We start from the raw sequence: 13,520 nt of genomic DNA, 5'->3' as shown, positions 1-13,520 counted from the left end.
ACGCCCCCCACCACCCCATCCGCGGTCGGTGGACGCGCCACTCGGTCCCTTGTGGCACGGCGCTCAGGGGCGTCAGGCGCGGCGGCAACCCTGCAGTCGCGACAACCGAGCACCTCAAGGAGTACGGCCATGGCCGTCGTCACGATGCGGGAGCTGCTGGAAAGCGGCGTCCACTTCGGTCACCAGACCCGTCGTTGGAACCCGAAGATGAAGCGTTTCATCTTCACGGAGCGCAACGGCATCTACATCATCGACCTGCTCCAGTCGCTGTCGTACATCGACCGCGCCTACGAGTTCGTCAAGGAGACCGTCGCCCACGGCGGCTCCATCATGTTCGTCGGTACCAAGAAGCAGGCCCAGGAGGCCATCGCCGAGCAGGCGACGCGGGTGGGCATGCCGTACGTCAACCAGCGCTGGCTGGGTGGCATGCTGACCAACTTCTCCACCGTCTACAAGCGTCTGCAGCGCCTCAAGGAGCTCGAGCAGATCGACTTCGAGGACGTGGCGGCTTCCGGCCTCACCAAGAAGGAGCTCCTGGTCCTCTCGCGTGAGAAGGCCAAGCTGGAGAAGACCCTCGGTGGTATCCGCGAGATGCAGAAGGTGCCCAGCGCCGTCTGGATCGTCGACACCAAGAAGGAGCACATCGCCGTCGGTGAGGCGCGCAAGCTCCACATCCCGGTCGTCGCGATCCTGGACACCAACTGCGACCCCGACGAGGTCGACTACAAGATCCCGGGCAACGACGACGCGATCCGTTCCGTCACCCTGCTCACCCGCGTGATCGCCGACGCCGTCGCCGAGGGCCTCATCGCCCGCTCCGGCGCTGCGGCCGGCGACCAGAAGCCGGGCGAGAAGGCTGCCTCCGAGCCGCTTGCCGAGTGGGAGCGAGACCTGCTCGACGGCGAGAAGAAGGCTGACGAGGCCGCTCCGGCCGCCGCCGAGGGCGAGAAGGCCGCCGAGGCCCCCGCCGCCGAGGGCGACAAGCCGGCCGAGGCCGCTGCCGAGGCGCCCGCTGCTGAGGCGCCCGCTGCTGAGGCGCCCGCCGCCGAGGCCGCCCCGGCCACGGACGCCGAGCAGGCCTGACGCAGGCCCGACCTTTACCGGGCTTCACCGGTTCGGTAGTTGACGGCGGGGGCCCCAGGGCCCCCGCCGTTCACCCGTAAGATCTTTCAGACTTCGAGAGAGAATTTCACGATCATGGCGAACTACACCGCCGCTGACGTCAAGAAGCTCCGCGAGCTCACCGGCGCCGGCATGATGGACTGCAAGAAGGCGCTCGACGAGGCCGAGGGCAGCGTCGACAAGGCCGTCGAGGCCCTGCGTATCAAGGGCCAGAAGGGCGTCGCCAAGCGCGAGGGCCGCTCCGCCGAGAACGGCGCCGTCGTCTCCCTCATCGCCGACGACAACACCTCCGGTGTCCTCGTCGAGCTGAAGTGCGAGACGGACTTCGTCGCCAAGGGCGAGAAGTTCCAGGCCGTCGCCAACGCGCTCGCCGCCCACGTCGCAGCGACCTCGCCCGCCGACATCGCCGCGCTGCTGGCGTCCGAGATCGAGGCCGGCAAGACCGTCCAGGCGTTCGTGGACGAGGCCAACGCCAACCTCGGTGAGAAGATCGTCCTGGACCGCTTCGCCCAGTTCAGCGGTGCCTACGTGACCTCTTACATGCACCGCACCATGCCCGACCTGCCCCCGCAGATCGGTGTCCTGGTCGAGCTGGACAAGGCCGACGCCGAGCTCGCCCGCGGTCTCGCGCAGCACATCGCCGCCTTCGCGCCGAAGTACCTGGACCGCGATGACGTCCCGGCCGAGGTCGTCGAGGCCGAGCGTCGCGTCGCCGAGGAGACCACCCGCGCGGAGGGCAAGCCCGAGGCCGCCCTGCCGAAGATCGTCGAAGGCCGGGTCAACGGCTTCTTCAAGGAGGCCACCCTCCTCGGCCAGCCGTATGCGCTGGACAACAAGAAGTCCGTCCAGAAGGTCCTGGACGAGGCCGGTGTCGCCCTGAAGCGCTTCGCGCGCATCAAGGTCGGCATCTGAGTCTGTACGCGATTCACCAAAGACCCCGATAGGGTCTGACGCAGTCGTTCGCGTCCGCGCCGGACGGCCGCAGATCTGACGAGGAGGCCATTGCCGCACAGGGAACCGCAAGGACCCACGGCAATGGCCTTCTTCGTATGTGCACGAGGAGACCCCATGGAACAGGCCGACAAAGGCGACAAGGCCGGGAAAGCCGATCGGAGTGACGGCGGCAAGAGGAGCGGCCGCTTCATGCTGAAGCTGTCCGGTGAGGCGTTCGCCGGCGGCGGCGCTCTCGGCGTCGATCCCGACGTCGTGCACGCCATAGCCCGTGAGATCGCGGCGGTCGTCCGGGACGGCGCGGAGATCGCGGTCGTCATCGGTGGCGGCAACTTCTTCCGCGGTGCCGAGCTGCAGCAGCGCGGCATGGACCGGGCACGCTCCGACTACATGGGCATGCTCGGAACGGTGATGAACTGCCTCGCCCTCCAGGACTTCCTGGAGAAGGAAGGCATCGACTCCCGGGTCCAGACCGCCATCACCATGGGGCAGGTCGCCGAGCCGTACATCCCGCTGCGTGCCGTGCGGCACCTGGAGAAGGGCCGCGTCGTCATCTTCGGCGCGGGCATGGGCATGCCGTACTTCTCCACCGACACCACCGCCGCTCAGCGCGCCCTGGAGATCGACGCCGAGGCGCTGCTCATGGGGAAGAACGGCGTGGACGGGGTCTACGACTCCGACCCGAAGAAGAATCCCGATGCGGTGAAGTTCGATGCGCTGGAGTACAGCGAGGTGCTCTCGAGGGACCTCAAGGTCGCCGACGCCACCGCCATCACTCTCTGCCGTGACAACAGTCTGCCCATCCTCGTCTTCGAGCTGCTCGCCACCGGCAATATCGCGCGTGCCGTCAAGGGTGAGAAGATCGGGACTCTCGTCAACGACCAGGGCACCCGGGCCTGAACACCGGGGGCGGGCCGCCCGGAGGTGGACAAGAACCTGCCGGTCGGACACCGTGCAGGGCAACACGCGGATTTACTCCCGGGCCGTGAGTACGCAGGGCCCACTCAAGACATGCAGGAGCAAGTGGTGATCGAAGAGACCCTCCTCGAGGCCGAGGAGAAGATGGAGAAGGCCGTCGTGGTCGCCAAGGAGGACTTCGCCGCGATCCGCACCGGCCGTGCGCACCCGGCGATGTTCAACAAGATCGTGGCGGAGTACTACGGCTCACTGACCCCGATCAACCAGCTGGCCTCGTTCTCGGTTCCCGAGGCACGGATGGCCGTGGTGACCCCGTTCGACAAGAGCGCGCTGCGGAACATCGAGCAGGCCATCAGGGACTCGGACCTCGGCGTCAATCCCAGCAACGACGGCAATATCATCCGGGTGACGTTCCCCGAACTCACCGGCGAGCGCCGCAAGGAGTACACCAAGGTCGCCCGGACCAAGGCCGAGGACTCCAAGATCTCGATCCGCTCCATCCGCCGCAAGGCCAAGGAGACGATCGACAAGTTCATCAAGGACGGTGAGGTCGGCGAGGACGAGGGCCGCCGCGCCGAGAAGGAGCTCGACGACACCACCGCGAAGTACGTCGCGCAGGTGGACGAGCTGCTCAAGCACAAGGAAGCCGAGCTGCTCGAGGTCTGATGAACGACTCTTCCTGGAGTGTCCCGCAGAGCGGCAACTACGTCGGGGAATGGCGACCGGCCCCCGACCAGGGGCCTCTCCCGGCGGGTCCCGCGTACGGCGAGCATGAAGCCGAGCAGACTCGGCCCATGCCCATCGTGCCCGACGCAGGCAGAGACGCCGACGACCACGACCGTAACGACCGCGACCGGGGGGCTACCGGGCCGAGTGGCCCCCCGTTCCGCGCCGAGATGCCGCAGGAGCCCATGTCCGCCCCGTCGCCGCCACCGGACAGGCCGGAGCGGCCCGAGAAGAAGAAGGCCGGCCGTGATCTGCGGTCCGCGATAGGAGTCGGTGTCGGACTCGGCGCCGTGGTGATCGCCTCTCTCTTCATCTGGAAGGCCGCCTTCGCCGGCGTGATCGTGGTCGCGGTGGTGGTCGGCCTCTGGGAACTCACCTCCCGCCTCGAGGAACGCAAAGGCATCAAGGCGCCCCTGGTCCCCCTCGCGGTGGGCGGTGCGGCGATGGTCATCGCCGGATACGCCCGCGGCGCCGAGGGTGCCTGGATCGCCATGGCACTCACCGCGCTCGCCGTCCTGGTCTGGCGGATGACCGAGCCGCCCGAGGGGTATCTCAGGGACGTCACAGCGGGCGTATTCGCCGCCTTCTACGTGCCGTTCCTCGCCACCTTCGTGGCCCTGCTGCTCGCGGCGGACGACGGGCCGTGGCGGGTGCTCACCTTCCTGCTGCTCACCGTGGTCAGTGACACCGGCGCTTATGCGGTCGGCTGGCGTTTCGGTTCGCACAAGCTTGCGCCGCGCATCAGCCCGGGAAAGACCCGGGAAGGGCTGTTCGGCGCTCTCGGTTTCGCGATGGTGGCGGGCGCCCTCTGCATGCAGTTCCTGATCGACGACGGTCAGTGGTGGCAGGGCCTGCTGCTCGGTTTCGCCGTCGCCGCCAGCGCCACGCTGGGAGACCTGGGCGAGTCCATGATCAAGAGAGATCTCGGGATCAAGGACATGGGTACGCTGCTGCCGGGCCACGGCGGAATCATGGACCGGCTGGACTCCCTGCTGCCCACCGCCCCGGTCGTCTGGCTGCTGCTCGCCCTGTTCGTCGGTTCCTGACACCCCGCTGACCTGCCTGTTTCTCGGACGGGCAACCGATGGACGCTCACGGAGGTCCCGCTGTCCACCGGACGGCGGGACCTCCGCCGTGTGTCTGCGACACTGGATGAACCATGCCTAAGCCCGGAGAACTCACTTTCGTCGCGCCCCGCGGAGCCAAGAAGCCCCCGCTCCACCTCGCCGACCTCACGCCCGCCGAGCGTAAGGACGCCGTGGCCGAGACCGGCGAGAAGCCGTTTCGCGCCAAGCAGCTGTCGCAGCACTACTTCGCCAGGTACGCCCACGACCCGGCCGAGTGGACCGACATTCCGGCCGCGTCGCGCGAGAAGTTGCGGGGCGCACTGCTTCCCGAGCTGATGAGCGTGGTGCGGCACATCAGCTGCGACGACGACACGACCCGTAAGACGTTGTGGAAACTGCACGACGGCACGCTCGTCGAGTCGGTCCTGATGCGCTACCCGGACCGGGTGACGATGTGCATCTCCTCGCAGGCCGGCTGCGGTATGAACTGCCCCTTCTGCGCCACCGGGCAGGCCGGCCTGGACCGCAATCTGTCGACCGCCGAGATCGTGCACCAGATCGTCGACGGGATGCGAGCGCTGCGGGACGGCGAGGTGCCGGGCGGACCGGCCAGGCTCTCCAACATCGTCTTCATGGGGATGGGGGAGCCGCTCGCCAACTACAAGCGCGTCGTCGGCTCCATCCGCCGGCTCACCGATCCGGAGCCCGACGGTCTCGGCCTCTCGCAGCGCGGGATCACCGTATCGACCGTCGGACTCGTCCCGGCGATGCTTCGGTTCGCCGACGAGGGCTTCAAGTGCCGCCTGGCGGTCTCGCTGCACGCGCCCGACGACGAGCTGCGGGACACGCTCGTCCCGGTGAACACCCGCTGGAAGGTCCGCGAGGTGCTGGACGCGGCCTGGGAGTACGCCGCGAAGTCAGGCCGCCGGGTCTCCATCGAGTACGCCCTCATCCGCGACATCAACGACCAGGCGTGGCGGGGCGACCGGCTCGGCCGCCTTCTCAAGGGCAAGCCGGTCCACGTCAATCTGATCCCGCTGAACCCGACTCCGGGGTCCAAGTGGACCGCCTCCCGGCCGGAGGACGAGAAGGCGTTCGTCGCGGCGATCGCCGCCCATGGCGTGCCGGTGACCGTACGGGACACCCGTGGCCAGGAGATCGACGGAGCATGCGGGCAGCTGGCGGCGGCGGAGCGGTAGGGCCCGTGTAACGTGAGCCGTACATTTTCATATTCCGACAGGGGAGCGCCACAGCGCTGAGAGTGCGGCAGTCGTCGGGCCGCAGACCCTTTGAACCTTGCCCTCGGGGCCCGGGACGTTCCCGGAGCCCTGGATCCCGGGTAGGAAGTTCGGTCTTTACTCAAGCTGTTGCGCCCTGCCCGTGTTCTGCGGGCAGGGCCGCGTCTCTTCCTGGATACATCCCAGGAGGAAGTTCAGTGAGCACCACCAAGAAGCTGACGGTCACCGCGCTGGCCGCTGCGCTGGGCGTTTCGACGCTCGCCGCCTGCGGCAGCTCGGGCGGATCGGGCTCCTCGGCCGAGAAGTCGAAGACCGTGACCCTGGTCAGTCATGACTCCTTCGTCGCCTCTCCCTCGGTGCTGAAGGAATTCACCAAGGAGACCGGCTACACGGTCCATGTCCTCAAGAGCGGGGACGCGGGCGCGGCGCTCAATCAGGAGATCCTCACCAAGGGCTCACCGCGCGGCGATGTTTTCTTCGGCGTCGACAACACGCTGCTCTCCCGTGCGCTCGACCACGACCTGTTCACGCCGTACCGGGCCAAGGGCCTCGGCCAGGTGTCCGCCGATGTGCAGCTCGACGCGAAGAAACACCGGGTCACCCCCATCGATTCCGGTGACATCTGCGTCAACTACGACAAGAAGTACTTCGCCGACCACAAGCTCGCTGTGCCGCAGAGCTTCGACGACCTGGTCAAGCCGGAGTACAAGAACCTCCTGGTCACCGAGAACGTGGCGACCTCCTCGCCCGGTCTGGGCTTCATGCTCGGCACGGTGGCGAAGTACGGCGACGGGGGCTGGCAGGGCTACTGGAAGAAGCTCAAGGCCAACGGCGTGAAGGTGGTCGACGGCTGGGAGCAGGCGTACAACCAGGAGTTCTCGGGTTCGGCGGGAGGCAGGAAGGCCAAGGGCGACCGTCCGCTGGTGGTCTCGTACGCGTCGAGCCCGCCGGCCGAGGTGGTCTACGCGAAGCCGCAGCCGAAGACCGCCCCGACGGGTGTCGCCACGTCCACCTGCTTCCGGCAGATCGAGTTCGCAGGTCTGCTGGACGGAGCGAAGAACCCGGCCGGCGGCAAAGCGCTGATCGACTTCCTGATCAGCAAGAAGTTCCAGGAGGACATGCCGCTCAACATGTTCGTGGACCCGGTGACCAAGGGGGCCGCGCTGCCCGCCGTGTTCAAGAAGTTCGGTGCCCGGATCCCCGATCCGCAGACGGTCGCGCCCGACACGATCGCCAAGAACCGTGATCAGTGGGTCAAGACGTGGTCCTCGATCGTCCTGTAGCAACCGCCGAACGCGGTAGCGCGGAAGAGGCGCCGACGGGCAGCGGCTGGGCGAGGCTCGGCCTGATGGCACTGCCCGTCGCGTTCTTCGCTCTCTTCTTCGCCTATCCGGTCGTGGCGATCGTCGGCCGTGGGCTCAAGGTGGGCGGCGCCTGGCAGTTCGGGCAGGCCGGCGCGGTACTGGGCCGGTCCGACATCCTGCAGGTGCTCTGGTTCACCACCTGGCAGGCGGTGGCTTCGACTGCGCTCACCGTACTGATCGCGCTGCCCGGTGCTTACGTGTTCGCCCGCTTCGATTTCCCGGGCAAGCAGTTGCTGCGGGCGGTGGTGACGGTGCCCTTCGTGCTGCCCACCGTGGTGGTCGGCACGGCCTTCCTCGCCCTGCTGGGGCGCGACGGGCTGCTGGACCAGATGTGGGGTGTCCGTCTGGACACCACGGTCTGGGCCATTCTGCTGGCCCACGTCTTCTTCAACTACGCGGTGGTCGTCCGGACCGTGGGCGGTCTCTGGTCGCAGCTCGATCCCCGCCAGGAGGAAGCCGCCCGGGTTCTCGGCCTGTCCCGGTTCAACGCGTGGCGGAAGGTGACGCTGCCCGCGCTGGCCCCTGCCGTGGCCGCGGCCGCGCTGATGGTGTTTCTCTTCACCTTCACCTCCTTCGGTGTGGTGCAGATCCTCGGGGGCCCGACCTTCTCCACGCTGGAGGTGGAGATCTACCGGGAGACCGCCGAGCTGCTCGACCTGCCCACCGCCGCCGTGCTCACGCTGGTGCAGTTCGTCGCGGTCGGTGCGATCCTCGCCCTGCACGCCTGGACGGTACGGCGCAGCGAGAGCACCTTGGCCCTGGTGGACCCCGCGCAGACCGCCCGCCGTCCACGCGGTGCGGGGCAGTGGGGACTGCTCGCCGGGGTGCTCGCGGTGGTGTTCGTCCTGATACTGCTGCCGCTCGGCGTCCTGGTCGAGCGGTCGCTGGATGCCCCGGGCGGATACGGTTTCGCCTTCTACCGGGCGCTGCAGTCACAGGGCGCGGGCGGCGGTACGTTCCTGGTGCCGCCGGCCGACGCGATCTGGAACTCGGTGCAGTACGCGCTGGCGGCGACCGCCATCGCGCTGGTCATCGGCGGTCTGGCGGCCACCGCGCTCACCCTCCCCCCGTCCCGGTTCCGCTCGGCCGGAAAGACATCCGTCGTCGGCCGGCTGGTGCGCGGGTTCGATGCCTTGCTGATGCTGCCGCTCGGCGTGTCGGCGGTGACCGTCGGCTTCGGCTTTCTGATCACCCTCGACGAACCGCCGCTGGATCTTCGCTCGTCCTGGATCCTGGTGCCGCTGGCCCAGGCACTGGTGGGCGTGCCGTTCGTGGTGCGGACCATGCTGCCCGTACTGCGTGCGGTCGACGGGCGGCTCCGGGAAGCCGCGGCGGTGCTCGGGGCGTCGCCGTTGCGTGCCTGGCGTGAGGTGGATCTGCCGCTGGTACGGCGGGCACTGCTGGTCGCCGCGGGGTTCGCCTTCGCCGTGTCGCTGGGGGAGTTCGGGGCGACCGTCTTCATCGCCAGGCCGGACAAGCCGACCCTGCCGGTGGCCGTGGCCCGGCTGCTCGGACGGGCCGGGGAGCTCAACTACGGGCAGGCGATGGCACTGTCCACGATTCTGATGCTGGTGTGCGCCGTGTCGCTCCTGGTCCTGGAACGTCTGCGCACCAACCGTTCGGGAGAGTTCTGATGCTGCAACTGGACGGTGTGACGGTGCGCTTCGGTGACCGGGTCGCCCTCGACTCGGTCGACCTGGCGGTCGCCGAGCACGAGACCGTCTGTGTGCTGGGACCCAGCGGCAGCGGCAAGTCCACCCTGCTGCGGGTGGTGGCGGGGCTGCAGCACGCTTCGTCGGGGCGCGTGCTGCTGGGCGGAGCCGACCAGTCGGGGGTGCCGGTGCACCGTCGTGGCGTGGGCCTGATGTTCCAGGATCACCAGCTCTTCCCGCAGCGGGACGTCGGCGCGAATGTGGCGTTCGGGTTGCGGATGCGTTCGGTGTCCCGGTCAGAACAGGCTGCCCGCGCCGATGAGTTGCTTGAGCTCGTCGGGCTGCCCGGCGCTCAGCGGCGGGCCGTCGCAGCGCTCTCGGGTGGTGAGCAGCAGCGCGTCGCGCTGGCCCGCGCGCTCGCGCCGCGGCCCAGGCTGCTGATGCTCGACGAGCCGCTGGGGCAGCTCGACCGCAGCCTGCGGGAGCGGCTGGTCGTCGAGTTGCGGCAGCTGTTCGGCCGGCTGGGCACGACGGTGCTCGCCGTCACGCACGACCAGGGTGAGGCCTTCGCGCTGGCCGACCGGGTGGTGGTCATGCGGGACGGCCGGATCGCCCAGGTCGGCACACCGCTGGAAGTCTGGCAGCGGCCCGCTTCGGAGTTCGTCGCCCGCTTCCTCGGTTTCGACAACGTGGTGGCCGCGACGGTCACCGGTGAGGTGGCGGACACTCCGTGGGGCAAACTCCCGGTGCCCGAGGGCTCGCCGCAGGGGGAGCAGCGACTGCTGGTGCGGCCCGCGGGCGTACGGTTCGTGCCGGCCGACGAGGGCCTGCGCTGCGCGGTGCTGTCGAGGACCTTCCGGGGCAGCCATGTCGCCGTGCGACTGCGGCCGGAGCAGGGCCCGCCGCTGGAGGCCGAGTGTCCGCTGTTCCTGGCGCCGGACGCGGACGGGACGGTCGGGGTCGGCTTCGACGCCGGCGAAGTGGTGCTGCTGCCTGACCGGTGAAGCCGACGGCGCCGGTGCCGACGGGAGGTGGCCGGGGCCGGACTGACGAGTTCCGATCATGGCCGATTATCGTCCTACCGTGGCTGCTGGGCGTTTGGCGCTCCACGGGGGCCCTTCTCCGTAGTGAAGGGGCCTAGCAGATGAACGATGCCGCATGTCAGGTAGATCAAAGACAGCCGCATTAGGACAGTTTTGGTCGTTAACTGGTCAACAGGAAGCTGTATGTGACTGGCTGTGTTCTCCTTGACTGGTTCTCGTGACCCATTGGCCGAATAACCGTGCAGGGGGGCCTGTCATGGACAACCGACTCGCATTACGCGCGACCGCGGTGGAGGAACCCGGTTTCGACGTGGACCAGGTTCCGCTCTACTACTCCGCCAAGACGGCGGCGATCGTCCACAAGTACGGACCCGGACCGCGCATTCACTTCCATGTCGGTCTCTTCGACCCGGGACAGCCCCCCAACACCACAGTCGCCCAGCACGTGATCCGCCGGCGGCTCGTCGCCTCGCAGGAAGCCATGGTGGCCCGGGCCGGGGAGCTGTGGGACGTGGCGGGCGAGCGGCCCGATGAGCTGCTGGACGTGGGCTGTGGACTCGGCGGGGGGTCGATCCACTGGGCCCAGCACCACGGTGCTTCGGTCACCGCGCTCACCATCGCCGGGGACCATGCTCCGCTGATAGCCGATTTCGCCCGGCAGGCCGGTGTCGGCGCGCTGGTCACCCCGCTGGTCGGCGATGTGCACGAGCTCGCCGCAGCCCGCCGGTACGACGCCGCGGTCGCCTTCGAGAGCTCCGGGTACATGGACCGCGAACGGTTGTTCCAGGTGATGGCCCGGGCGCTCAAGCCCGGTGGCTGGTTCGGGGTCCAGGAGCACTTCCTGCGCCGCCCGGAGTGGACCGAGTTCATCGACGGGTACTACCACACCCGGCTCGGCACGCTGACCGAGTACATCTCGGCGGCCCGGTCGGCCGGCTTCGACCTGGAGCAGGACGAGGACGTCACCGACCAGGTCGCGGAGTTCTGGGTACAGAGCATGGCGTGGTCGACCCTGGAGCTGGACCGGACCGCGGGTGCCGACGCGGCCCCCGTGCCACGGGAGCGGCTGACCGAATCCGCGCTGACCCACGGCAAATTCTTCCGGGTCTGGCGGGACCGCAGCATCGAGACCCGCATTCTGCTGTTCCGGCTGCGGGGGGCCTGAGTTGGGCACCCGCGCTCCCGCCATAGGCTGGCGGCTCCCACCGTTCTACTGCCCCATCCAGCCTGCCGTTCACCCGGCAGCAGCGCGGCTGGAACCGCGCGCGCTGGCCTGGGCCGACGCTTTCGGCCTCTACCCCGATGAGGTCGAACGCGCCTGGGGCGCCGCCACCCACAGCACCGATTTCAGCTGCCGCATCATCCCCGGCGGCGACGAGGAGCGGCTGCTGCTGTTCATCCACTGGAACCACTGGGCGTTCGCCCTGGACGACGTGGTCCACGACACCGGCTCGTCCACCACCACGGCCGCCTCGGTAGCCGAGTTCAACTCGCGGGTGGCCCGGGGCCTGGAGACCCCGGGCGCGGGCGGTCTCGGCCCGGGCCCGCTGTCGGCTGCCTTCGACGACCTGGTGCGGCGCACCCGCGCGGCGGCCGGCCCGTTCTTCTTCCACCTGATCTGCCAGGGCCTGCGGGACTGGCTGTTCGGCGCGACCTGGCAGGCGGCCAACACCGAACGCGGCCTGATGCCGAGCCTGGACGACTACGTCTCCATGCGACCGTCGATCAACGGCACCCGCTTCTCACTGGCCTGGAGCATGCTCGCGCAGGGCATCGAGCTGCCGCCGCAGGACCTGTACGACGACCGGGTGCAGGCACTCACCGACATCGCCGGCTACGTGGTCAGCTGCGACAACGACCTCTTCTCGTACGCGAAGGAGGACGACCAGGAGCAGTTGGAGCAGAACCTGGTGAACGTACTGGCGCAGGCCGGGGGCTGCACCCCCGCCGAGGCACTCGCCGAGGCGGTGGGGCTGCGGGACCGGGCGATGACCCTGTTCCTGCGGTTGCGCGAACAGACCGCCAGGGGAGCAGGAAGCGAGCTGCGCCGATACCTGGAAGCACTCGGTCACTACATCGTCGGCTGTGTGCTGTGGATGAACGAGGCTCCTCGCTATGCGAGTCCGCGCAACCGCAACCCCCTGCCGGTGGCCGGCGCCGCCTGGGGCATCGAGCTCACCGACCGGCCCAGCGACCCGCGCACCGACCCGCCGCCGGTGCCTTCGGCGGCCTGGTGGTGGGCCCAGCTGGACCGGAACTGAACGTCCGGCCGCGCGACCGTTCCCAGGCCGCGCGGCCCTGGGAGGACAACGTCAGAAGGACATGGCGGCCAGCGCCTCCGGGGCCTCGTCCACCGTGTCGACCAGGGCGATCCTGGACTCCATCGCGCGCCCCTCGGCCAGTGACACGAGCAGCGGCCAGGCCGGCAGTTCCTCGGTCCAGTGCCTGCGGTCGACCAGGACCATGGGGGCCGGCTCGCCGCGCGAACCGTAGTAGTTCGGGGTCGCGTTGTCGAAGATCTCCTGGACCGTACCGGCCGCGCCCGGCAGGAAGATCACGCCGGCCGTGGAGCGGGCCAGCAGACCGTCCTCGCGGGTCGCGTTGGCGAAGTACTTGGCGATGTGGCCGGCGAAGGGGTTGGGCGGTTCGTGGCCGTAGAACCAGGTGGGGATGCCGATCGAGTCACCGCCGTCCGGCCAGCGGGTGCGCACCTCGAAGGCGGCTCGTGCCCAGTCGGAGACCGACGGGGTGAACGACGGTGTCTTGCCGAGGAGTTCGAGCGCCTCGTCCAGCATGCCGTCCCGGAAAGGTGCCGCGTAGGCGCCGAGGTTGGCGGCCTCCATGGCACCAGGACCGCCACCGGTGGCGAGGGTCAGGCCGGTGCGCGCGAGACTGCGCCCCAGGCGGGCCGCTCCGGCGTACGGCGCGGTGCCGCGGGCCATCGCGTGACCGCCCATCACCCCCACCACCCGTGCGCTCTCGAGGTGTTCGTCGAGGGCGTCCGAGATCGCGTCGTCGTGGATCGAGCGCAGCATCGAGGCGAATATCTCGCCGTTGGCGCTGGTCCGCTGGAACCAGGCGTAGGCCAGCGCGTCCGGAGTGGCCGGGTAGCCGCCGTCGGAAAGCCCCTCGAAGAGCTCGTCGGCGGAGTAGAGCAGACCGCGGTACGGCGCGAAGGGCAGGCCGGGAACGGGCGGGAAGACGAGCGCCCCGTCCGCACGGACCTTGGCTTCGGCCTCCGGGCGCATCGGGCAGCCCAGGAAGACGGCGTTCGCACTGTCCGTCGACAGCAGGGCGTCCGTACGGCCCGTCAGGTCGACGGCCTGGACGCGATAGCCGCCGAGCGGTCCGCGGGCGACCACCCGGTCGAACTCGTCGGGGGTCTCGATCTCACGATCACGCTCAGCGGTGGTGGCCATCGGGCCATCGTAAGGGGGCA

General features: G+C 69.0%; 12 protein-coding genes. 11 read left to right on the top strand and 1 reads right to left on the bottom strand.

The genetic code is table 11. The annotated features are described in order from the left end of the window. The first annotated feature begins 129 nt into the window (after window positions 1-129). From rpsB to AB0M87_RS00335, 11 genes are all read left to right on the top strand, one after another. Window positions 130-1,083: a 30S ribosomal protein S2 gene (gene rpsB, locus AB0M87_RS00385; protein WP_365848912.1), complete on the top strand. Its 954-nt coding sequence runs from the start codon at window positions 130-132 to the stop codon at window positions 1,081-1,083. Window positions 1,084-1,197: 114 nt separating this feature from the next. Next, on the top strand, window positions 1,198-2,034 hold the full coding sequence (gene tsf / locus AB0M87_RS00380) for a translation elongation factor Ts (protein ID WP_365848911.1): 837 nt from the start codon (window positions 1,198-1,200) through the stop codon (window positions 2,032-2,034). 231 nt (window positions 2,035-2,265) lie between these two features. After that, the gene (gene pyrH, locus AB0M87_RS00375; RefSeq protein ID WP_365849830.1) at window positions 2,266-2,973 is read left to right on the top strand and encodes a UMP kinase; all 708 of its coding nucleotides are present in this window, start codon (window positions 2,266-2,268) and stop codon (window positions 2,971-2,973) included. Between the two features lie 126 nt (window positions 2,974-3,099). Then, window positions 3,100-3,657 carry a ribosome recycling factor gene (gene frr, locus AB0M87_RS00370; RefSeq protein ID WP_365849829.1) on the top strand — a complete coding sequence of 186 codons (558 nt, stop codon included), beginning with the start codon at window positions 3,100-3,102 and terminating at the stop codon, window positions 3,655-3,657. After that, window positions 3,657-4,763, top strand: a complete 1,107-nt coding sequence (locus tag AB0M87_RS00365; protein ID WP_365848910.1) for a phosphatidate cytidylyltransferase — start codon at window positions 3,657-3,659, stop codon at window positions 4,761-4,763. The genes frr and AB0M87_RS00365 overlap by 1 nt, the downstream gene beginning before the upstream one ends. Before the next feature lie 113 nt (window positions 4,764-4,876). After that, window positions 4,877-5,983, top strand: a complete 1,107-nt coding sequence (rlmN, locus tag AB0M87_RS00360; RefSeq protein ID WP_365848909.1) for a 23S rRNA (adenine(2503)-C(2))-methyltransferase RlmN — start codon at window positions 4,877-4,879, stop codon at window positions 5,981-5,983. Between the two features lie 236 nt (window positions 5,984-6,219). Beyond that, complete coding sequence (locus AB0M87_RS00355) at window positions 6,220-7,305, top strand: thiamine ABC transporter substrate-binding protein (protein ID WP_365848907.1); 1,086 nt, start codon at window positions 6,220-6,222, stop codon at window positions 7,303-7,305. 65 nt (window positions 7,306-7,370) lie between these two features. Further along, window positions 7,371-9,020, top strand: coding sequence for an iron ABC transporter permease (locus tag AB0M87_RS00350; RefSeq protein WP_365848905.1), 1,650 nt, complete (start codon window positions 7,371-7,373; stop codon window positions 9,018-9,020). Continuing rightward, window positions 9,020-10,042 carry an ABC transporter ATP-binding protein gene (locus AB0M87_RS00345; protein ID WP_365848904.1) on the top strand — a complete coding sequence of 341 codons (1,023 nt, stop codon included), beginning with the start codon at window positions 9,020-9,022 and terminating at the stop codon, window positions 10,040-10,042. The genes AB0M87_RS00350 and AB0M87_RS00345 overlap by 1 nt, the downstream gene beginning before the upstream one ends. Window positions 10,043-10,337: 295 nt before the next feature. After that, complete coding sequence (locus AB0M87_RS00340) at window positions 10,338-11,246, top strand: methyltransferase domain-containing protein (RefSeq protein ID WP_365848903.1); 909 nt, start codon at window positions 10,338-10,340, stop codon at window positions 11,244-11,246. A 1-nt stretch (window position 11,247) separates the two neighbouring features. Next, complete coding sequence (locus AB0M87_RS00335) at window positions 11,248-12,342, top strand: hypothetical protein (RefSeq protein WP_365848902.1); 1,095 nt, start codon at window positions 11,248-11,250, stop codon at window positions 12,340-12,342. A gap of 51 nt (window positions 12,343-12,393) precedes the next feature. Here the strand turns inward: AB0M87_RS00335 and AB0M87_RS00330 are convergent, their stop codons facing one another. Next, window positions 12,394-13,500 carry an LOG family protein gene (locus AB0M87_RS00330; protein WP_365848900.1) on the bottom strand — a complete coding sequence of 369 codons (1,107 nt, stop codon included), beginning with the start codon at window positions 13,498-13,500 and terminating at the stop codon, window positions 12,394-12,396. Between the last annotated feature and the right edge of the window lie 20 nt (window positions 13,501-13,520).

This window comes from Streptomyces sp. NPDC051320, assembly GCF_040682175.1.
In the GTDB taxonomy this organism is placed as follows: Bacteria; Actinomycetota; Actinomycetes; order Streptomycetales; family Streptomycetaceae; genus Streptomyces.
Note: the sequence above shows the minus strand (reverse complement) of the source record. Positions and strands in the feature narration are given on the sequence as shown.

Excerpts from the sequence above, each read along its gene's own strand:
- pyrH (WP_365849830.1), top strand. The coding sequence starts at position 2,266 with ATGCTGAAGCTGTCCGGTGAGGCGTTCGCCGGCGGCGGCGCTCTCGGC.
- tsf (WP_365848911.1), top strand. The coding sequence starts at position 1,198 with ATGGCGAACTACACCGCCGCTGACGTCAAGAAGCTCCGCGAGCTCACC.
- AB0M87_RS00350 (WP_365848905.1), top strand. The coding sequence starts at position 7,371 with ATGGCACTGCCCGTCGCGTTCTTCGCTCTCTTCTTCGCCTATCCGGTC.
- AB0M87_RS00340 (WP_365848903.1), top strand. The coding sequence starts at position 10,338 with ATGGACAACCGACTCGCATTACGCGCGACCGCGGTGGAGGAACCCGGT.
- AB0M87_RS00330 (WP_365848900.1), bottom strand. The coding sequence starts at position 13,500 with ATGGCCACCACCGCTGAGCGTGATCGTGAGATCGAGACCCCCGACGAG.
- AB0M87_RS00345 (WP_365848904.1), top strand. The coding sequence starts at position 9,020 with ATGCTGCAACTGGACGGTGTGACGGTGCGCTTCGGTGACCGGGTCGCC.
- AB0M87_RS00365 (WP_365848910.1), top strand. The coding sequence starts at position 3,657 with ATGAACGACTCTTCCTGGAGTGTCCCGCAGAGCGGCAACTACGTCGGG.
- rlmN (WP_365848909.1), top strand. The coding sequence starts at position 4,877 with ATGCCTAAGCCCGGAGAACTCACTTTCGTCGCGCCCCGCGGAGCCAAG.
- rpsB (WP_365848912.1), top strand. The coding sequence starts at position 130 with ATGGCCGTCGTCACGATGCGGGAGCTGCTGGAAAGCGGCGTCCACTTC.